We start from the raw sequence: 20,195 nt of genomic DNA, 5'->3' as shown, positions 1-20,195 counted from the left end.
CGGGTCGTGGACGACGGCGGTGAGCCGGGTCACCTGGTTGCTGACCGATCCGTAGCCGTGGCCGTCCGGGCGGAGCTCGCCGACCGCGGGGACGGCGGTGCCGTGCCCGCCGATGGCGAGCACCCCGCCGACGGTGAGTTCGCCGGGGGCGGGGCAGTTGGTGAGGCCGAGGCCGCGGCCGGCGAGGTGGGCGAGCAGGTCCTCCATGGTGGCGCCGGTCTGGACCCTCACGGTGCTCGGCGAGTCCGCCGTGATCGCCGTCAGGTGGCGGGTGGTGTCCAGCAGCAGGACGCGGGCGGACTCCGGGGTGGCGCCGGCGACGGTCAGTGGGGCCCAGGTGTGCCGGTGACCCTGGGCACGCAGCCGCCAGCCGTTGGCCCGGGCCCAGTCGGCGAGCCGCGGGACCTCCTCGGGCGTGCGCGGCGCGCAGGTCCAGAGCTGGTCGGTGCGGACCTCGCCGGACCAGTTCTGGTAGACGCGCCGGTACAGTTCCGTGCCGGCGGGCAGTCCGGGCGGGGCCGGCTCCGTGGCCTGCGCGCTCTCCGGGCCGACCGTACCGCGGAGCAGCCAGACGGCGCCGCCGAGGGCCGCGGTGGCGCCGAGCAGCCTGCGCCGGCTCAGACCGGCGCCGGTCCCCCCGCCCGCGCCGTCCCCTTCGCCGGGGGCGCCCTGAGCTACGGCGCCGCCCTGCACCCCGGTCCCGCCCCGCACCCCGGTCCCGCCCCGGGCGCCGGCCGCACCCCGAGCCACCGCCCCGCCGTCCGACCGCCGCGCCGCCGTCATGCCGCCCCCTGGTTGCCGGCCCCGCGTTCGGCGGTGCCCGTGTCCGTCCCCGTCTCCGCCCCCGCCGAGGTGTCCCGGCCGAGGTGTCGCGCTGCCGTGCTGCGCCCGCCGGGTCGCGCGGACCGGAGCCCGGCGCCCGACGCCCTGCCGGCCGAACGCCCGCCGGCCGCGGACCCGCCGTCCGGCCCGGTTCCCGCCGGGGCCGGCCGCCGGCCGCGCCGGCCCGGGAACCGGACTGTCGCAGTCCCGTTCCCTGGCCCGCGGCCGAGCGTACGGAGCGTGACGGCGACTCAGCGGGCCGACGTCACGATCTTCACTCCTTCGAGTGAACAGTTGCCCGCTTCTCCCGCACCGCCGCGCCCCATCGGTCGGGATCGCCACCCCCGATCTCCCGGAGGCGCCCGTGCGCGCGTCCACCCCCTGCGCGCCCGAAGGCGGCTTGCCGGCGCCGGCCGGCCGCAGGGCCGCCCAGCGGCGCGTGATCAACTGGGGCGGCCGGGCGGAAATAGCCGGGGGCCCCGCGCGGCTGTGGTGATCGAAGAGCAGGACCGACAGCGACGGGCCCCGGGCCGTGAGCGGCCACGGGACCTCCCAGGAGGTGCAGCGCGCGATGGGCGACGAGCAGCAGTACCGGACCGAGCACGACTCGATGGGCGAGGTGCGGGTACCGGCCACGGCCAAGTGGCAGGCACAGACACAGCGGGCGGTGGAGAACTTCCCGGTCTCGGGCCAGCGGTTGGAGCGCGCGCACATCGCGGCGCTGGCACGGATCAAGGCCGCCGCCGCCCGGGTGAACGCCCGGCTCGGGGTGCTGGACACGGAGACCGCGGAGGCGATCGCGGCGGCCGCGGAGGAGGTCGCGCAGGGCCGCTGGGACGCGGAGTTCCCGGTGGACGTGTTCCAGACCGGCTCGGGCACCTCGTCGAACATGAACGCCAACGAGGTGATCGCCACCCTGGCGTCCGAGCGGCTGGGCCGGCCGGTCCACCCGAACGACCACGTCAACGCCAGCCAGTCCTCGAACGACGTCTTCCCGTCCTCGATCCACATCGCGGCCACCGCCGCCGTCACCCACGACCTGGTCCCGGCGCTGGAGCACCTGGCGGAGGCTTTGGAGCGCAAGTCGGCGGAGTTCGCCGAGGTCGTGAAGTCCGGCCGGACGCACCTGATGGACGCCACGCCCGTCACCCTCGGCCAGGAGTTCGGCGGGTACGCGGCCCAGGTGCGGCACGGTCGGGAGCGGTTGCTGGCCACGCTCCCCCGGGTGGCCGAACTGCCGCTCGGCGGCACGGCGGTGGGCACCGGCATCAACACCCCGCCCGGCTTCTCCGCGGCCGTCATCGAGGAGGTGGCCCGGACCACCGACCTGCCGCTGACCGAGGCCCGCGACCACTTCGAGGCCCAGGGCGCGCGGGACGGCCTGGTCGAGCTGAGCGGTCAGCTGCGCACCGTCGCGGTCGGATTCACCAAGATCGCCAACGACCTGCGCTGGATGGGATCGGGCCCGCGCACCGGGCTCGGCGAGATCAACCTGCCCGACCTGCAGCCGGGTTCGTCGATCATGCCCGGCAAGGTGAACCCGGTCCTGCCCGAGGTGGTGCTGATGGTCTCGGCCCAGGTGATCGGGAACGACGCCACCGTCACGGTGGCCGGTGCGAGCGGCAACTTCGAGCTGAACGTGATGCTCCCGGTGATCGCCCGCAACGTGCTGGAGTCGATCCGGCTGCTCGCCAACAGCGCCCGGCTGCTGGCCGACCGGACGGTCGACGGCGTCACCGCCAACGTCGACCGGGCTCGCGAGTACGCGGAGTCCTCGCCGTCGGTGGTCACCCCGCTCAACCGGTACATCGGGTACGAGGAGGCCGCCAAGGTCGCCAAGCAGGCCCTGGCGGAGCGCAGGACGATCCGCCAGGTGGTGCTGGAGCGCGGGTACCTGGAGCAGGGGCTGCTCACGCCGGAGCAGCTGGACGAGGCACTGGACGTCCTGCGGATGACGCGGCCCTAGCGCCGGACCCCCGCAACACGCGCCGGGGCGCGGACGGCGGTCTCCGCCGCTCCGCGCCCCGGTGTCAGATCGCCGGGTAGACCCCGCGGGTCAGCCCTTGGCCCGGCCTGCCCGGCCGCGCCGCATCGATGCTCCGTTCGACGTCATGGTGGCCATGGAGATCGCGGCGAGCCCCAGCAGGAACATCACGCCGCCCGTGATCAGGCAGGTGACGATGTTCTTGCCGCGGTCGACCTCTCCCGAGACCACCCAGGGGGAAATGATCGTCCAGGCGCCGAGCAGGGTGGCCGCCCATGCCCGTGCGTGGGTGCGTTCGTAGGCCGAGCCGTAGCCGGCCATCAGCAGGCAGTAGGCGAGACCGACGATCAGGCAGGTGACGGTCAGCGTGTTGAACGCCGTGAAGCCGACGATCCACGGCGATGCCGCCAGGAACAGGCCCGCGAGAACGGCCAGGGCCTCGACGGCCTGGGCACGCGGGGTCAGGGTGAGCCGTTCGTACTGCTCCCTCAGTTCGACGATGTCCGGATGGTGCTCCATGCCCATCGGAATCTGGGTAGACACCGATACCACCTCCTAGGTCTGGACCATGGAAGGCGCTAGCCCAGTACCATTCTGTCGCCGATCCACCGTTTTGCACCTTTTGATCAGGGAAGATACCCTGCCCCGCCCGCGTCACGACCGGTGGGTGAGCTGCGTCTCACCGTGACCGCCCGCCATTGCGTATGCAATTCGTTGCATAGCAGGATGCCGCCATGGCACTGGAGCACGCGATCCTCGTCTCGCTGCTGGAGCAGCCCGGCTCCGGCTACGAGCTGGCCCGCCGCTTCGACCGTTCCATCGGGCGCTTCTGGACCGCCACCCACCAGCAGATCTACCGGGTGCTGCGGCGGATGGAGGCGGACGGCTGGGTCTCGGTCGAGGAGGTCGCCCAGGACGGCCGGCCGGACAAGAAGGTGTACTCGGCCGCCGGGCCGGGCCGCACCGCACTGTCCGCCTGGCTGCGCGAGCCGGTCGAGCCGGAGACCGTCCGCCACGAACTGGCGGTCAAGATCCGCGCCGCGGCGTTCGACGACCCCGCCGCCCTGATCTCCGAGGTCGAACGGCACCGGGAGGGCCACGCCGCCCTCCTCGCCCGCTACCTGCACGGCGAGCAGCGCGACTTCCCCGACCCCGCCGCACTCGACGCCCGCCGGGAACTGCAGCACGTCGTGCTGCGCGGCGGCATCGAGTACGAGCGGATGACCCTCGCCTGGCTGGACGACGTGCTCGCCACCCTGCACCGCCTGGCCGCCCGGACCGACTCCGGCGCCACCCCACCCTCGACCCCCGGGAGCCCGTGATGCTCTTCAACCCGCGTACCTACGACCCCGCGCAGTTCGACGAGCCGACCCGCCGGCTGCTGCGCGCGACCGTGGACTGGTTCGAGTCCCGCGGCAAGAAGGCTCTGATCGACACCTACGTCGACCGCACCTGGTACTCCGACTTCCTGGAGTTCGCCGCCCGGGAGGGGCTGTTCGCGGAGTTCCTGACCCCGTCCGCGGCCGACCCGGAGAAGCGCTGGGACACCGCCCGGATCGCCGAGCTGAACGAGATCCTCGGCTTCTACGGCCTCGGCTACTGGTACACCTGGCAGGTCACCATCCTCGGCCTCGGGCCGGTCTGGCAGAGCGAGAACGAGGCCGTCCGGGCCCGTGCCGCCCGCCTGCTGACGGAGGGCCACGTGATGGCGTTCGGGCTCTCCGAGCGCAGCCACGGCGCCGACATCTACTCGACGGACATGATCCTCACCCCGGACGGCGAGGGCGGTTTCACCGCCACCGGCTCCAAGTACTACATCGGCAACGGCAACGTCGCCGGCCTGGTCTCGGTGTTCGGCCGCCGCTCCGACGTCGAGGGCCCGGAGGGTTACGTCTTCTTCGCCGCCGACAGCCGCCACGAGGCGTACCACCTGGTCAAGAACGTCGTGAACGCCCAGATGTACGTGAGCGAGTTCCGGCTGGAGGAGTACCCGGTGCGCGCCGAGGACGTGCTGCACACCGGCAAGGCCGCCTTCGACGCCGCGCTGAACACCGTCAACGTGGGCAAGTTCAACCTCTGCACGGCCTCCGTGGGCATCTGCGAGCACGCGATGTACGAGGCCGTCACGCACGCCCACAACCGGGTGCTCTACGGCAAGCGGGTCACCGACTTCCCGCACGTGCGCCGCGAGTTGACCGACGCCTACGCACGCCTGGTCGCGATGAAGCTGTTCGCCGACCGCTCGGTGGACTACTTCCGCACGGCCTCCCCCGAGGACCGCCGCTACCTGCTCTTCAACCCGATGACCAAGATGAAGGTCACCACCGAGGGCGAGAAGGTCATCGACCTGATGTGGGACGTCATCGCGGCCAAGGGCTTCGAGGCGGACACCTACTTCGACAAGGCGGCGAAGGACATCCGCGGTCTGCCCAAGCTGGAGGGCACCGTCCACGTCAACCTGGCCCTGATCCTCAAGTTCATGGCCAACTACCTGTTCGCGCCCGCCGACTACGCCCCGGTGCCGCGCCGGCTGGACGCCGCCGACGACGAGTTCCTGTTCCGCCAGGGCCCGGCCCGCGGCCTCGGCGCGATCCGCTTCCACGACTGGCGCACCGCGTACGACGCCCACGCGCACGTCCCGAACGTCGCGCGCTTCCGCGAGCAGGCCGACGGCTTCTGCGAGCTGCTGCTGAAGAACGCGCCGAGCGAGGCGCAGCAGGCGGACCTGGACTTCCTGCTGGAGATCGGCCAGCTGTTCGCGCTGATCGTCTACGGACAGCTGGTGCTGGAGCAGGCCTCGGAGACCTCGCTGGACGCCGACGTGCTGGACCAGATCTTCGACGCGCTGGTCCGGGACTTCTCCGCGCACGCCACCGAGCTGCACGGCAAGGCGTCCACCACGGAGGCGCAGGCCGCCTGGGCGCTGGCGCACGTGCGCCGCCCGGTGGCGGACGGCGAGCGCGCGGCCCGGGTCTGGGAGCGCGTCGAGGCGCTGTCGGGCGCCTACGAGATGCAGCCGTAGGCATCTGCGGTCGCGATGACCCCCGGGGGTGTCGGTCGGCGGACCGGCACCCCCGGTTCACTTCCCCGGGCGGGTCAGAAGGTGAGCTTCCAGCTGTCGATGTAGCCGGTGTCCTGCGACGCCACGTCCTGCACCTTGAGCTGCCAGGTACCGTTCGCCGGCACCGCGGAGGCGTTGACCGTGTAGGTGGTCTGGACGTTGTCCGCGGAGTCGTTGCCGCTGGAGTTCTTCAGCCGGAAGGTGGTGCCGTTCGGCGCGACCAGGTCGACCACCAGGTCGCCGCGCCAGGTGTGCTTGATGTCCACGCCGACCTGGAGGGCGGCCGGCGCGTTGCCGGTCCGGCCGGTGACCGTGACGGCGGAGGTGACCGCCGCGCCGTTGTCGGGGATCTGCACGTCGGTGGTGTTCTCGAAGACGGTGCCGGAGGGCGGGGTGGTGTCGCCGGCCGACAGGGTCCAGATCGCGTAGGCGATCGCGTCGCTCATCCGGTCCAGCACGGTGTCGTCGATGTTGGCGCTGGTGTCGCAGGAGGAGTGGTAGCAGCGGTCGAACGCCTGGCCCGCCGTGCCGCCCCACTTCGCCGCCTGGGCAGCGGTCTTGGTGTAGTCCGCGCCGCTGAAGAGGCCGCCGACGCGGATCCCGGCGTTCTGGAACGGGGCGTGGTCGGAGCGGCCGTCGCCCTCGAAGTCCTGCTCGGTGGCGATGCCGAGGCCGGCGAAGTAGTCGCGGAACAGGGCGTCCAGCGCGGAGTCGTAGCGGTAGGTGAAGTAGCCCGGGTTGGGCGAGCCGATCATGTCGAAGTTCAGGTAGCTGTCGATCTTCGAACGGTCGGCGGAGGAGAGGCTGTTGACGTAGTTCTTGGAGCCGACCATGCCGTACTCCTCGGCGCCCCACCACCCGAACCGCAGGTGCTTGGTGGGCTTGAGGCCGGCCCGGGAGACCGCCAGTGCGGTCTCCAGGACGCCGGCCGAGCCCGAGCCGTCGTCGTTGATGCCCGGGCCACCGGTGACGGAGTCGAGGTGGGCGCCGGCCATCACCACGTGGGAGGTGTCGCCGCCCGGCCAGTCGGCGACCAGGTTGTAGCCGGTCGAGCCGTTGTAACTGAAGGTCTGCAGCGTGGTGGTGTATCCCGCGGCGTCCAACTTGCCCTTCACGTAGTCGATCGAGGCCTTGTAGCCGGCCCGCCCGTGGGCGCGGTTGCCGCCGTTGGCGGTGGCTATCGACTGTAGTTGGGCCAGGTGCGCCTTGACGTTGGCGACCGGGATGTCGGGGGCCGCGGCGGCGGTGGCGGCGGTGACCGCTCCCGCCGCGGGCGCCGCGGTCGCCGGTCCGGCGACGGCGGCGGGGGTGATCAGGGCGGCGGCGAGGGCGACGACCGCTCCGGTCGGCAGGACGGTTCGGCGCAGGCGGGATCGCCGCGGGGCACGCTCGGTCACGGAAGGCTCCGGTTTCTGGTGGGGCAGAACGGAAGCGCGACACTTCGCGGACGGCGTGGGCACTCGAAGGGGCATGGGGGCGAGCGACCGGTGAAGTCGGGGGCCGGGACGCAAAGTTGACGCGACCATGATGATTGGGCCAACCCGCGGTCGCGTCAAGAGGCAGTGTCCGGGCGGCGGCTGCGCCCGCCGCCGCGCCGACTACGACGAGGCAGCCCCGCCGTCACCGAGCCCCATGTCACGGGCCCGGGCGACCGCCTCCGCGCGGGTCGCGACGTGCAGTTTCTCGAAGATGTGGGTGACGTGGTTGCGGACCGTCTTCTCCGCCACCACCAGCTCACGGGCGATCCGCCGGTTGTCCAGCCCCCGCGCCACCAGGTCCAGCACCTCCGCCTCGCGCGCGGTCAGCGCCGGGAACAGCTGCCCGGCCTCGCGCAGCCGCGCCCCGGCGAGCAGCTCCGTGATCCGGCCGGCCACGTCCGCACCGAACACCGCCCCACCCGCCGCCACCGTGCGCACCGCGTGCAGCACCTCCTCCCGGCCGGCGCCCTTGACCAGGTAGCCGCGCGCCCCCGCCTGGAGTGCGGCGAGCAGGCTGCCGTCGTCGTTGGCCATGGTCAGCATCAGCACCGGCGGGGACGGCTGCTGCTCGGCGAGGCGGCGGGCGGCCTCCAACCCGGAGCCGTCCGGCAGCGAGAGGTCCATGACCACCACGTCGGGAGCGGTCCGGGCGACCACGTCCGGCACGTCCGCGACGCGCTCGGCCTCCGCCACCACGGTGATGCCGTCGGCGCTCTCCAGGGCGGCCCGCAGCCCCTCCCGGAACAGCGGGTGGTCGTCGACGATCAGTACACGGACGGGCAGGCCGCCCCGCGGTTCTCCATCCACCCGGCCGACACTACCAGCGACGTTCCGGCGACTTTCCGTGACATGCGCGCAGTCCGCGATCCGGGCTGGCGCCGGCCCCGGCCGCCGGAACCGCGCGCCGCGACCCGCAGCGCCCGCCGCCACGGAGCCGCCGCCACCGGCCGGACGAGACCGCTGCCTCATGCGCCCGGGACGGTGGGCCGCCCAGACTGGTGACCGGCGCGCGGCGAACGGCCGTCGGCGGACCACAAGGCGGTGCCATGACCACGGTGACCACTCCCCGGCGCGGAGCCCCCGCCCGACCCCGGCGGGGAGTGCCCGCCCGGCTCCGGCGAACGCCCCCGCGCACCCGCGCCGAGCGGCAGCTGACGGCGGCGGCCGCCGTCGCCTGCCTGTGCCTGGTGCTCGCCACCCTGTGGAGCTGTTACGTCCTCGCCCACCTCGGCGATGCGCGTGTCTCCGTGCCCCGGGACCAGCTGGCCGTCCTGGCCTACGCGCTGCCCACCGCCGGGGCGGGGATGATGCTGCACGCGCACCGGCCGGGCAGTCCACTCGGCTGGGTGATGCTGTTCTACGGACTCGCCGTGATCCTGCCCAAGGCGGTGGCCGCCCCGGTGACGGTCGAGGTCACCGATCCCGCCGTCGTGGGCACCGCGGTCGTGCTCAAGGCGGTCTGCGACACCGTCCGGGAGACGCTGTTCTTCGTCCTGCCGATCCTGCTCCCCTCCGGCCGGCTCACCGACCGCCGGTGGTGGATCTACATCGGGGCGGTCGCCCTCTGGCAGGTACCGGTGTACCTGTCGTACGCGGGTGAGAGCCGGCTGTTCGGCCGGGACAACCCGCTGGCCGACACCCCGCCCGGCCGGTTCCTGACGATGCTCTACGAGCGGGTCGGCGTCCACGACGACAAGGGCTTCTACGTCCTGGTCGGCATCTCGGCGGCCGTGCTGCTGACCCGGCTGGTGCGCGCCGCGCCGGCGAGCCGCCGCTACCTCGGGCTGATGCTGGCCGCCTACCTGCTCTGGGCCGGTGCCCAGGACGCCTACAGCCGGTTCCAGACCGACGACTACTGGCTCTTCTACGGGATCCTCGCCGCGGCCGGCCTGCTCTGGGCCGTGGCCATCGCCTACCTGGTCGTCAAGAACGGCGGCTGGCGGCTCGACCGGGCGGCCCGGCGGATCCTCAGCGGGCTGCTGCTCGCCACCGGGCTGACCACCCTGTTCGTGGTCTTCGCCGCCGTGCTGTCGAGCTGGCTGGTGCCGGGCCGCGGCGCGGCCGCCCTGCTGCTGATCGCCCTGGTCTTCGTCCTGGGCTCCGGTCTGCCGCGCGCCGCGCGGTGGGCCGTCGGGCTGGTCGACCGGCTGTACTACGGCGAACGCGCCCAGCCCTACCAGGTGCTGCGGACGCTGGCCGAGCAGGTCCGGCAGGTGGTCGACCCGGAGCAGCTGCCGGTCGCGCTCTGCGCGACGGTCGCGGAGGAGCTGCGGCTGCCCTGGGTGGCCCTGACCGTCAGCACCCGGGCCGGGCTCCGCCCGCTGGCGGCCGTCGGATCGCCGGGGGACGGCGCCCGGAGCTCGTTCGCCCTGGTCCACCACGGCAGCACCATCGGGCAGCTGACCGTCGGCCTGCGCGAGGGCGAGGAGCAGCTGGACGCCACCGACACCGACATCCTCCGGACGCTGGCCGACCAGGCCTCGCCGGCCGTCGCCTCGCTGCGCCTGCAGAAGGACCTCCAGGCCGGCCGGGAGCAGATCGTCGCGGCCCGGGAGGAGGAGCGCCGGCGGCTGCGGCGCGACATCCACGACGGCCTCGGGCCCGCGCTGGCCGGGTTGCGGCTGCGGGTGGACAACGCCGGGGCCGCCGTCGCGGCCGAGGCGCCGCTCGCCGGCACCCTGCGCGGGATCTCGGCGGACCTGGCGATGGCCATCAAGGAGGTCCGGCGGATCACCGACCGCCTCGGGCCCGCCCCGCTGAGCGAGGTCGGGCTCGGCCGCGCGGTCCGGCAGCTGGCCGCCACCTTCGGCGGCACGGGGCTGACCGTCACCACGGAGCTCGCCCCGGAGCCGCTGCCGGAGCTGCCGGCGGCCGTCGAGGTGGCCGTCTACCGGATCACCGCGGAGGCGCTGAACAACGTGCTGAAGCACGCCCGGGCCACGTCGGTCCGGGTCGGGCTCCGGGTGGACGAGGAGGTGCTGACGCTGACCGTCCGGGACGACGGCGTCGGGTTCGGGAGCCCGTCGGCGCCCGGGCCGGACGGCGGCGCGCCCCCGAACGGCGGGACGCGTCCCGGCGGCGGGCCCCGGGCCGGCGGTGGTTCCGCCGGCGGCGGGGTCGGGCTGCAGTCGATGGCGGACCGGGCCGCGGAGATCGGCGGCAGCTGCACCGTCGTCGCACTGGAGCGCGGCACGCAGGTCCTCGCCGTGCTCCCCCGCCATCCCTCGCGGGCCTGAGGCCGGCGGCCCGGGCCGACGCCCGTCCGTCCGCCGCCCCTCGCAGGCGTGGTCCGCCCCCGGCACCTGGGCGGTGTCGGGGGCGGAAGTCGTGGGGGGACGGGGGTTCACTTGCAGGGAGGCGGGTCGCCGGCCTCGCACCTCCGGGGTTCGCCCCCTCCCGATGTCGGCTTGCCGGGGCCGGTGAGTGCGGAGGAGCCCGAGGTCGCGCCGGTCGCCCTGCTGCCGATCACGTCGGTGACCGCGCACTTCACGGCGATGCCGGCCGTGGTGAGGCCGGCCAGCAGGGTCGCCAGACGGAGCGCCTTGGTGGCTGTGCTGGTACTCATGGGATTGCTCCAGATCTTTCGAGTGGTCGAGCGATCGGCCGCTCTTCCTTCACCATGCGCGTGGGCCCGCCCCGGGCGCATGGGTCCACCGTCCCGTCCCGGTCCCATCGCTCGACGCGGCCGCCGGCCCGGAGCCCGACCGCGCCGGCACGCCGGAGCACCGGTGAGGCCCCGACGTGGACGGGCCCGCCCCGGCGCTGGCGCCGGGGCGGGCGGGGCGGGCGAGTCCGGCGGCGGTCAGGCCAGGCCGGCAGGCGGGGTGGTCGGAAGCGTCACGGGCGGGTCCGTCGTTCGGCACGGCGGCGGGCCAGGACCTGCCTGGTGGCGCCGGCGCGGCGGGGTGCGGCAAGGGTGAGGCAGAGGAGCTCGGCGCCCAGCGGCCCGGCCTCCAGCAGCACCGGGGTCGACCGGCGGGCCAGCAGCAGGTCGCCGTCGGCCGCGAGGTGGACCGGCTCGCCGGCCGTGCGGCCCACGAGGAGCGAGCCGCGCAGCACGTGGAGGGCGGTCTCGCTCTCGGCCTCCCCGGGCAGCGCGTGCCGGGCACCGGGGCTGAGCCGCAGGTGGTCGAAGGACTCGCAGGCGGCGGTCATCAGCGAGCGGCGCGCCAGGCAGCGCAGGCGCACCCGCTCACCGTGCGGACCGAGGATCACGGCGGTAGCGGACGAGGCAGGGGTGACGATCACCTCGGCTCGCCTCCTTTCCGGCGTTCGGAGCCGTCCCGGGCGTCGGTGTGCGGGTCGTCGGCGGCCGGACCCTCGGCGGCCTGGTCGGCCGGGCGTCCCGGGCCGCCGGGGCCGCCGGGATTGCCGGGGGCGGCGGGATTGCCGGGGCCGCCGGGATTGCCGGGGGCGGCGGGATTGCCGGGGGCGGCGGGATTGCCGGGGGCGGCGGGGCCGGTCGGGCTCTCCCCATCCGAGGGCTCGCTGCCTGCGGGGGTCTCCGCGCGGGGTCGACCCGGCCGGTCGGCGGCGGGCCGGTGTCCGGCCGGCCGGCCGGCCACCGCGAGGACCGCGTGGAAGTACTCCAGCCCGGTCGTGCCGGCGGTCAGGACCGTCCGCTCGCCGAGCGTCAGCGTCAGCGCTGTGCCCTCCACGAGCGGGATCCCGGCGCCGGGAGCCGCCTGCGCCGCGTGGTCGTCCGGGACGGCGGCCGTGCCCGAACCGGCGGTGACGTAGAGCACGTGCTCGACGCCTTCCGCGGTGACCTCGGTGCCGCGGCCCGGGTCCAGCCACTGCAGTCCGACCGCACGCAGCGGGCCGCTCAGGACCCGGCTCGGGTCGACGGCTCCGCGTCGGCGGAGGTCGGTGATGACGGTGCCCGTCATGGCGGGACTCCTTCGGGTCTCGGCGGACCGTGCTGGTCCGTCCTCGTCCCCCACGGTCCGGCGCCCGTCGTCCCGGCCGCACGGGGACCGGGTCCTGTCCTGTTCCCGCCCTTCGCCCGGCCGCCCTTCGCCCGTCCCCGCCCGGGCCTCCCGGGACCTGCTGCCTGGGGGTCAGGCGGCCGCGGGCTGGGGCTCCGCGACGGGGCGACGGGTCTGCGGAAGGGCGGTCGGGGCCGCTCCGCGGACGGCGGCCCGGAGCACCCCGGGGTCCACCTGGGTGAGCAGCCGTCCCCGTACGCAGTGCGGGTACCCGAGGTCGGCGAGCAGCAAGAGGCCGGGCCGGGCGGCGACGGTGACGGCGTCGGCCAGGAGGCCGGCGCCCACCACGTCGGAGCAGGCGCCCACCGCGTCGAGGGCGGGTGCCGCCAGCGGGTCGTCGCCGCCCGGCAGGGTGCTCGTCGAGCCGTTGCGGGCGAGCAGTTCGCGGTGCGCCCACGCCGCGGAACCGTCGAGCAGGCCCAGCCCGACGGCGATCTCCGCGGCGAGGAGGAGCCCCAGGGCCTCGGCGTCGCCCGGGGCGGGCACCGCGCGGCCGGCGGCGTCGGCCGCCGCCCGGACCGCCTCGCCGAGGCGCCTGCCGTAGTCGAGCGCGAGGGCGGGGCCCGTCTCGAACGGGTCGAAGCCGACCAGGGCGGCCCGGGCGTCCGCGCACAGGGCCAGGCAGGCGGCCACGGCGTGCGGCGTGTACCGGGCGTCCGGGCGCAGGACGGCGGCGAGCGCCTCGTACTGGGCCGGGCAGACGGCCAGCACGTGGCGGATCACGGTCACCATGCCCGCGCGCGTCTCGGCGGCGGGACGGGCGGCCAGCAGGTCGCTGCGGGCCCAGACCAGGGCGGGCGCGGTGCGGGCGGGCGGCGTGCGGGCCCCGGCGGGCGGAGGCAGCAGTGCGAGTGCGGGACCGCAGGCGGCGGCGAGGGTGGTCGGCAACCGCAGGTCGGCCGGCACCCGGCAGGCCTGCTCACCGCCGACGGCGATCACGACCGTGCGGCTCTCCGGCGCCGCGGAGTCGGAGGTGCCCCGGGGGCCGGACGGGTCGGCGGTCGAGCCCGGCGAGGGCTCCGGGCACTCCGGGGACGGTGGGGGCTCCGGGAACGGCGAGGGCGCCGGGGCTGCGTCGGACCGGAGCGTGACGCGGGTGCAGGGCGCCCGGGCGGCCGCGAGGGCGTGGATCCGGGCGACGTACTCGGCGGGTGCGGCGGCGTCGCCGACCAGCACGAACCGGTGGGCCCGGAACGCGGCGAGCCGGTCGGCGAGTTCCGTCCAGGACGACTCGCCGCACCGCACGGTCAGGGGGAAGTTCGCGGGGCCGGCCTGCAGCCGGCGGTCGAAGGCGGCACCGGGGTGCATCGTGGTCTCCTCCGGGTTGTGCTCCGACCACGACGGTGCGCCGCCCGCCGCCCCGGGCACCTGAGCCCCCGTTCCCCTTTCCGGCCGGCCGCAGCGGCCCGGGTGGATCCGGGCCGGTCCCGGTCCGTCCCGTCGCGTCCCGGCCGCCCGGCGACCAGGCCCGGCCCGGCCCGGGGCACCCGGCGCCCCGCCGCCTCCACCGCGCACCGCGGGCGACGTACGGTGGAACTCGGAGGCCGCGCCATGCACGTCACCGGTACCCACTTCACCGACCGCACCGATGCGGGCCGCCGACTGGCTGCCCACCTGGGCCACCTGCGCGCTCCCGGCACCGTCGTGGTCGCCCTCCCCCGCGGCGGCGTCCCGGTGGCCGCCGAGGTGGCCGACGCCCTCGGCGCCCCGCTGGACATCTGCGTGATCCGCAAGCTCGGCGTGCCCTACCAGCCCGAGCTGGGCATGGGCGCGATCGGCGAGGACGGCATCCGCGTCCTCAACGACCAGGTGATGCGCGTCGCCGGTGTCACGGACGAGCAGCTCACCCGCGTCGAGCGGCGGGAACGCACCGAGCTGGAACGCCGGGCCCGCCGCTACCGGGGCGACCGTGCACCCGCCGACCTGCGCGGGAGCACGGTCGTCGTGGTGGACGACGGGATCGCCACCGGCTCCACCGCCCGCGCGGCCTGCCGGATCGTCCGGGCCAGGGGCGCCGCCCGGGTCGTGCTGGCCGTCCCCGTGGCGCCCCGCGACTGGGTCGACCGGCTGGCCGACGTCGCGGACGAGCTGATCTGCGTCGGCACGCCGTCGCCCTTCTTCGCGATCGGCGAGTTCTACGGCGACTTCTCGCAGACCACCGACGAGGAGGTGCTGCGGCTGCTGGCCGAGGCCCGCGGCGAACGGACCCGGGCCCCGGCCGCGGTGGACCACGAGCTGACCGTGCCCGCCGCCGGGGTCGGGCTGGCCGGGCGGCTGACCGTGCCGGTGCACGCGCTCGGCGCGGTGGTGTTCGCGCACGGCAGCGGCAGCGGCCGGCACAGCCCGCGCAACCGCTACGTCGCCGCGTACCTGAACCGGGCGGGCCTGGCGACGCTCCTGTTCGACCTGCTCACCGAGGACGAGGAGCCGGACCGGCGCAACGTGTTCGACGTGGAGCTGCTCGGCACCCGGCTGACCGAGGTGAGCCGCCGGCTGCCCGACCTGGACGACGCGGCCCGGGGCCTGCCGATCGGGCTGTTCGGCGCCAGTACCGGGGCCGCCGCGGCGCTGTGGACCGCGGCCCGGCTGGGTGACGGCGTACGCGCCGTGGTGTCCCGGGGCGGGCGGCCGGACCTCGCCGGGGCGCCCCGGCTGGCCGCCGTCGCCGCGCCGACGCTGCTGATCGTCGGCGGCCGCGACAGCACGGTGATCGACCTGAACCGACAGGCGCGGGCCCGGCTGCACTGCGAGAGTGAGCTGGCGGTGGTGCCGCGCGCGGGCCACCTGTTCGAGGAGCCGGGGGCGCTGGACCAGGTCGCCGAACTGGCCCGCGACTGGTTCCTGCGCCACCTCCCGGAGGGGCATCGGGACCGAGGCTCCGGCGGAGGGCAGCCATCCGGTTCCTGAGGACGGCGGCCGTCACCAGCGGCGGGAGCAGGCGATCGGAGGGATGGCAAGGATCTCGGGAATCCGTCGTTCGACAGCACATATTGCGCAGCCGGACCAGGGATTTCCTGGCCAGCTTGTACACATTGATCAGTGAAATCGCGACCTGTTGCCCAACCAGTCCGACAGGAGCAAGCTCTCCGCTCAGCCGCACCGCCCACCCTTGCGGCGTGGCCGCCTCAAGCGGATGCCTCCCAGCCGAGGCCTCATTGTGGAGGAACGACCGATGACCCCGCAGACCCACGCTCTTGAGCTGACCCCCGAGGAGCGCGAGGCCGGTCTCGACGCCGAGCAGCTGCGCCGCCTCGTCGGCCTCGTCGAGCACGACCCCGCCACGGACCCGTTCCCTGTCATCGCGCAGGACGCCGTGATCTTCGTGGTCGGCAACGCCACCCAGACGGCCCAGTTCTACCAGGTCGTCTTCGGCATGGAGCTGGTCGCCTACTCCGGCCCGGAGACCGGCCGCCGCGACCGCAAGGCCTACGTCCTGCGCTCGGGCTCGTGCCGCTTCGTCATCAAGGGCGGCGTCTCCCCCGACAGCCCGCTGCTCGACCACCACCGCCGCCACGGCGACGGCGTCGTCGACCTGGCGCTGGAGGTTCCGGACGTCGACAAGTGCATCGCGCACGCCCGCGCCCAGGGCGCCGTCGTGCTGGAGGAGCCGAACGACGTCTCCGACGAGCACGGCACCGTGCGCCGCGCCGCGATCGCCACCTACGGCGAGACCCGGCACACCCTGATCGACCGCTCCCGCTACCACGGCCCCTACCTGCCCGGCTTCGTGGCCGCCGAGACCAGGGTGACCCGCCCGGCCGGCCAGCCGAAGCGGCTGTTCCAGGCCCTCGACCACGCCGTCGGCAACGTCGAGCTCGGCAAGATGGACGAGTGGGTCGGCTTCTACAACCGCGTGATGGGCTTCGTGAACATGGCGGAGTTCGTCGGCGACGACATCGCCACCGAGTACTCGGCCCTGATGTCCAAGGTCGTCGCCAGCGGCAACCACCGGGTGAAGTTCCCGCTCAACGAGCCGGCCATCGCCAAGAAGAAGTCGCAGATCGACGAGTACCTGGAGTTCTACGGCGGCCCGGGCTGCCAGCACCTGGCGCTCGCCACCAACGACATCCTCACCACCGTCGACGTCCTGCGCGCCAACGGCGTGGAGTTCCTCTCCACCCCGGACTCGTACTACGACGACCCGGAGCTGCGCGCCCGGATCGGCAAGGTCCGCGTCGAGGTCGAGGAACTGAAGAAGCGCGGCATCCTGGTCGACCGGGACGAGGACGGCTACCTGCTGCAGATCTTCACCAAGCCGCAGGGCGACCGCCCGACCGTCTTCTTCGAGTTCATCGAGCGGCATGGCTCGCTCGGCTTCGGGAAGGGCAACTTCAAGGCGCTCTTCGAATCCCTGGAGCGCGAGCAGGACCGCCGCGGCAACCTCTGATCACCACCCCTGATCAGGGCGAATCGGCGAACGGGCCAGGAGGAGCAGGACGATGGCGTACTACCGGCAGCTGGGCAGCATCCCGCCCAAGCGGCACACCCAGCACCGCACACCCGAAGGCGGGCTGTACTACGAGGAGTTGATGGGTGAGGAGGGGTTCTCCTCGGACTCCTCGCTGCTCTACCACCGGGGCATCCCCTCGGCCGTGGTGAACGCGGTGCCGTGGGAGCTGCCGGACCAGTCCACCGTGCCGAACCACCCCCTGCTCCCGCGCCACCTCAAGCTGCACGAGCTGTTCGCGGACCAGGAGTGGAAGTCCGCCGACGTGGTCGGCAGCCGCCGGCTGGTCCTCGGCAACGGCGACGTGCGGATCTCGTACGTCGCCGCCGGGGCCCCGAGCGAGCTGTACCGCAACGGGCTCGGCGACGAGTGCGTGTACGTGGAGTCCGGCGCGGGCACCGTCGAGACCGTCTTCGGCTCGCTGGAGGTCGGCCGGGGCGACTACGTCGTCATCCCCCGGGCGACCACCCACCGCTGGGTGCCGACCGGCGACGAGCCGCTGCGCGCGTACTGCATCGAGGCGAACAGCCACATCACCCCGGTGAAGCGGTTCCTCTCCAAGTACGGCCAGCTGCTGGAGCACGCGCCGTACTGCGAGCGGGACCTGCGCGGCCCGGTCGGCCCGCTGCTGGTGGACGACGCCGGCGACGTCGACGTCCTGGTCAAGCACCGCGGCCCGAACGGGATCGCGGGCACCCGGTACACCGTGCCGCACCACCCGTTCGACGTGGTCGGCTGGGACGGCTGCCTCTACCCGTACGCCTTCAACATCAGCGACTACGAGCCCATCACCGGCCGGATCCACCAGCCGCCGCCCGCGCACCAGGTGTTCGAGGGCAACGGGTTCGTGATCTGCAACTTCGTGCCGCGCAAGGTGGACTACCACCCGCTGTCGATCCCCGTCCCGTACTACCACTCCAACGTGGACAGCGACGAGGTCATGTTCTACTGCGGCGGCGACTACGCGGCCCGCAAGGGCTCGGGCATCGCCCAGGGCTCGATCTCGCTGCACCCGGGCGGCCACACGCACGGCCCGCAGCCCGGCGCGTACGAGCGCAGCATCGGCGTGGAGTTCTTCGACGAGCTCGCCGTGATGGTGGACACCTTCCGCCCGCTCGAGCTGGGCGAGGGCGGCCGGGCCAGCGAGGACGCGAACTACGCCTGGACCTGGGCGGGTCGGGGGCCGGGCCGGTGAGCACGATCCCCCCGCTCTTCCAGGACCTCTTCGACGACGCGGCCGTCTTCCCGCCGGGGAACCTGCCGGTCGCCGAGGCGGTACCGGCCCACCGCGCGCACCGCTGCGCGTGGTACGCCGAGGCGGTCGGCCCGCTCCTGTGCGGGGCGGGCCGGCTGGACGAGCTGGCCGTGGCGGCCGAGGCCGCCACGGCGGCCGTCGGCGCACCGGTCCCCCTCCGGGTCGGGCTCGTACTGCCGGGGGGCAGTGCCGAGCTCGGCCCGGCCCTGGCCGCCGCCGCGCCGTTCGAGGTGGCCGGCGTCGAACTGGCCACCCGGGACGCCCGCGAGGCGGTCGCCGCGCTCGACCTGCTGCTCCCGACCCACATCCCCGCCGCCGTCGAACTGCCTCGCGAACTCCTGCGCGGTGACGGCCTGGACGAGGTGCTGGACGTGCTGGTCGACAGCCCCTACCGGGCGAAGTTCCGCACCGGCGGCGTGGTGGCCGACGCGTTCCCGGACGAGGACGAGCTGGCCGGCTTCCTCACCGGCTGTGCGCAGCGCGGCCTGCCCTACAAGTGCACCGCCGGGCTGCACCACGCCGTCCGGCACACCGATCCGGCCACCGGCTTCGAGCACCACGGCTTCCTGAACGTGCTGCTGGCCGCCCGGGAGACCGACCGCGCGGCCGCCGCCGAACTGCTGGCGGAGCGCTCGGGCGCCGCCCTGGCCAAGGCGGTCCGCGAGTTGACCGAGCACCAGGTTACGGTGATCCGGAACTCGTTCACCGCGTTCGGCACCTGCAGCATCGCCGAGCCGCTGGCGGACCTGGTCGCGCTCGACCTGGTGTCGCCCGGGACCGGCCCCAGCCCCACGCCCCAGGAGGACCGTTGACCACCCCCCGCAGCTGGCTCGCCGGCGCCGACGACTCGCCGTTCGGCGTGCACAACCTGCCGTACGGCGTCTTCACCGCGGCCGACCGGCCAGGCGTGCGGCGGATCGGCGTCCGGATCGGGGAGTTCGTCCTCGACGCCGGCGCCGCCGCCCGGGCGGTCGGCGAGCCGTCGGTGCTGCTGGACGCGGACACCCTCAACCCGCTGCTGGGCGCCGGGCGTCCGGTCTGGACCGAGGTCCGCGCCGCGCTCACCCGCTGGCTCACCGACGAGTCCCACCGGGCCGCCCTCGCGCCGCTGCTGCTGCCGGTGGCCGGGGTGGAGCTGCACCTGCCGTTCGAGGTCGCCGACTACGTCGACTTCTACGCGTCCGAGCACCACGCGAGCAACCTGGGCCGGATCTTCCGCCCCGGCTCGGAGCCGCTCACCCCCAACTGGAAGCACCTGCCCATCGGTTACCACGGCCGGGCCGGCACGGTCGTCGTCTCCGGCACCCCGGTGGTCCGCCCGCAGGGGCAGCGCAAGGCGCCCGCGGACGCCGTGCCCTCGTTCGGCCCGACCCGCCGGCTCGACATCGAGGCGGAGGTCGGCTTCGTCGTCGGCGCCCCGTCCGTCCTCGGCACGCCCGTCCCCCTGGACCGGTTCCGGGAGCACGTCTTCGGCGTCTGCCTGGTCAACGACTGGTCCGCGCGCGACATCCAGGCCTGGGAGTACGTGCCGCTGGGCCCGTTCCTGGGCAAGTCCTTCGCCACCTCCGTCTCGCCGTGGATCGTGCCGCTGGACGCGCTGGAGCAGGCCCGGGTCACCCCGCCGGCCCGCGACGTCGAGCCGCTGCCGTACCTCGACGACCGCGGCGGCGAAGCGTGGGGCCTCGACCTCGCGCTGGAGGTCCGTCTCAACGGGCACCCGGTCTCCCGGCCGCCGTTCGCCTCGATGTACTGGACGGCCGCGCAGCAGCTCACCCACATGACGGTCAACGGCGCCTCGCTGCGCACCGGGGACTTCTTCGCCTCGGGCACCGTCAGCGGCCCCGAGCCGCAGACCCGCGGCGCGCTGATCGAGCTGACCTGGAACGGCGAGGAGCCGCTCAAGCTCCCCGACGGCACCACCCGCACCTTCCTGGAGGACGGCGACGAGGTGACCATCACCGCGACGGCACCGGGGCCCGACGGCACGGTGGTCGGCTTCGGCGAGGTCACCGGCCGCGTCACGCCGTAGCGGCTCGGCGGCCCGTGCCGGGCCCGTGCGGATTCCGGGGGAACCCGCACGGGCCCGGCGCGGTGCGGCTAGTACGGTGGCGCAGGAGTCCGGGGGCCGACCGGACCACCCTGGGAAGCGGCGACGAGGAA

16 protein-coding genes and 1 pseudogene are annotated in these 20,195 nt (G+C 74.3%); 9 read left to right on the top strand and 8 right to left on the bottom strand.

What is annotated here, in order from left to right:
* Positions 1 to 135: 135 nt before the first annotated feature.
* Positions 136 to 783 (bottom strand): annotated as a pseudogene (locus MCM47_RS43275) (FAD-binding protein); the annotation flags it as partial.
* Positions 784 to 1,393: 610 nt separating this feature from the next.
* Here MCM47_RS43275 and MCM47_RS16525 point away from each other — a divergent pair.
* On the top strand, positions 1,394 to 2,788 hold the full coding sequence (locus MCM47_RS16525) for an aspartate ammonia-lyase (RefSeq protein WP_238862652.1): 1,395 nt from the start codon (positions 1,394 to 1,396) through the stop codon (positions 2,786 to 2,788).
* Positions 2,789 to 2,878: 90 nt separating this feature from the next.
* On the opposite strand, the gene MCM47_RS16520 is transcribed toward MCM47_RS16525, so the two are convergent.
* Positions 2,879 to 3,349 carry an SPW repeat protein gene (locus MCM47_RS16520; protein ID WP_238862378.1) on the bottom strand — a complete coding sequence of 157 codons (471 nt, stop codon included), beginning with the start codon at positions 3,347 to 3,349 and terminating at the stop codon, positions 2,879 to 2,881.
* A gap of 191 nt (positions 3,350 to 3,540) precedes the next feature.
* Between MCM47_RS16520 and MCM47_RS16515 the strand changes: the two genes are divergently transcribed.
* Positions 3,541 to 4,128: a PadR family transcriptional regulator gene (locus tag MCM47_RS16515; protein ID WP_238862377.1), complete on the top strand. Its 588-nt coding sequence runs from the start codon at positions 3,541 to 3,543 to the stop codon at positions 4,126 to 4,128.
* Positions 4,128 to 5,828 (top strand): acyl-CoA dehydrogenase family protein, encoded by a 1,701-nt coding sequence (locus MCM47_RS16510; protein WP_238862376.1) that lies wholly within the window; start codon positions 4,128 to 4,130, stop codon positions 5,826 to 5,828. Before MCM47_RS16515 ends, MCM47_RS16510 begins: the two co-directional genes overlap by 1 nt.
* A 74-nt stretch (positions 5,829 to 5,902) precedes the next feature.
* Here the strand turns inward: MCM47_RS16510 and MCM47_RS16505 are convergent, their stop codons facing one another.
* Together MCM47_RS16505 and MCM47_RS16500 are read right to left on the bottom strand one after the other, a co-directional pair.
* Entirely contained in the window at positions 5,903 to 7,219 is a 1,317-nt protein-coding gene (locus tag MCM47_RS16505; RefSeq protein WP_255752357.1) for a M28 family metallopeptidase, read from the bottom strand.
* Between the two features lie 246 nt (positions 7,220 to 7,465).
* Positions 7,466 to 8,152 carry a response regulator transcription factor gene (locus tag MCM47_RS16500; RefSeq protein WP_238862375.1) on the bottom strand — a complete coding sequence of 229 codons (687 nt, stop codon included), beginning with the start codon at positions 8,150 to 8,152 and terminating at the stop codon, positions 7,466 to 7,468.
* Positions 8,153 to 8,391: 239 nt separating this feature from the next.
* Here MCM47_RS16500 and MCM47_RS16495 point away from each other — a divergent pair, with 239 nt between their 5' ends.
* A complete protein-coding gene (locus MCM47_RS16495; RefSeq protein WP_238862374.1) occupies positions 8,392 to 10,581 on the top strand; it encodes a sensor histidine kinase in 2,190 nt (729 codons plus the stop codon).
* Positions 10,582 to 10,688: 107 nt separating this feature from the next.
* Here MCM47_RS16495 and MCM47_RS16490 read toward each other — a convergent pair whose 3' ends face one another.
* The 4 genes from MCM47_RS16490 to MCM47_RS16475 all read right to left on the bottom strand — a co-directional run bounded on the left by MCM47_RS16490 (position 10,689) and on the right by MCM47_RS16475 (position 13,641).
* Entirely contained in the window at positions 10,689 to 10,910 is a 222-nt protein-coding gene (locus MCM47_RS16490) for a hypothetical protein (RefSeq protein WP_238862373.1), read from the bottom strand.
* Between the two features lie 272 nt (positions 10,911 to 11,182).
* On the bottom strand, positions 11,183 to 11,593 hold the full coding sequence (locus MCM47_RS16485; protein WP_238862372.1) for a hypothetical protein: 411 nt from the start codon (positions 11,591 to 11,593) through the stop codon (positions 11,183 to 11,185).
* A complete protein-coding gene (locus tag MCM47_RS16480; protein WP_238862371.1) occupies positions 11,590 to 12,234 on the bottom strand; it encodes a hypothetical protein in 645 nt (214 codons plus the stop codon). Before MCM47_RS16480 ends, MCM47_RS16485 begins: the two co-directional genes overlap by 4 nt.
* Before the next feature lie 171 nt (positions 12,235 to 12,405).
* On the bottom strand, positions 12,406 to 13,641 hold the full coding sequence (locus MCM47_RS16475; RefSeq protein WP_238862370.1) for a hypothetical protein: 1,236 nt from the start codon (positions 13,639 to 13,641) through the stop codon (positions 12,406 to 12,408).
* Between the two features lie 243 nt (positions 13,642 to 13,884).
* On the opposite strand from MCM47_RS16475, the gene MCM47_RS16470 reads away from it, so the two are divergent.
* The 5 genes from MCM47_RS16470 to fahA all read left to right on the top strand — a co-directional run bounded on the left by MCM47_RS16470 (position 13,885) and on the right by fahA (position 20,064).
* On the top strand, positions 13,885 to 15,240 hold the full coding sequence (locus tag MCM47_RS16470; RefSeq protein ID WP_238862369.1) for a phosphoribosyltransferase family protein: 1,356 nt from the start codon (positions 13,885 to 13,887) through the stop codon (positions 15,238 to 15,240).
* 265 nt (positions 15,241 to 15,505) lie between these two features.
* Positions 15,506 to 16,720, top strand: coding sequence for a 4-hydroxyphenylpyruvate dioxygenase (hppD, locus tag MCM47_RS16465; protein ID WP_238862368.1), 1,215 nt, complete (start codon positions 15,506 to 15,508; stop codon positions 16,718 to 16,720).
* Between the two features lie 52 nt (positions 16,721 to 16,772).
* Positions 16,773 to 17,975 (top strand): homogentisate 1,2-dioxygenase, encoded by a 1,203-nt coding sequence (locus MCM47_RS16460; RefSeq protein ID WP_238862367.1) that lies wholly within the window; start codon positions 16,773 to 16,775, stop codon positions 17,973 to 17,975.
* Positions 17,972 to 18,847: a hypothetical protein gene (locus tag MCM47_RS16455; protein ID WP_238862366.1), complete on the top strand. Its 876-nt coding sequence runs from the start codon at positions 17,972 to 17,974 to the stop codon at positions 18,845 to 18,847. The genes MCM47_RS16460 and MCM47_RS16455 overlap by 4 nt, the downstream gene beginning before the upstream one ends.
* Positions 18,844 to 20,064 carry a fumarylacetoacetase gene (gene fahA, locus MCM47_RS16450; protein ID WP_238862365.1) on the top strand — a complete coding sequence of 407 codons (1,221 nt, stop codon included), beginning with the start codon at positions 18,844 to 18,846 and terminating at the stop codon, positions 20,062 to 20,064. The genes MCM47_RS16455 and fahA overlap by 4 nt, the downstream gene beginning before the upstream one ends.
* The last annotated feature ends 131 nt before the right edge of the window (positions 20,065 to 20,195 follow it).

Source organism: Kitasatospora sp. A2-31 (assembly GCF_022288725.1).
Classification (GTDB): Bacteria; Actinomycetota; Actinomycetes; order Streptomycetales; family Streptomycetaceae; genus Kitasatospora.
This window is presented reverse-complemented; position numbering and strand designations above follow the sequence as displayed.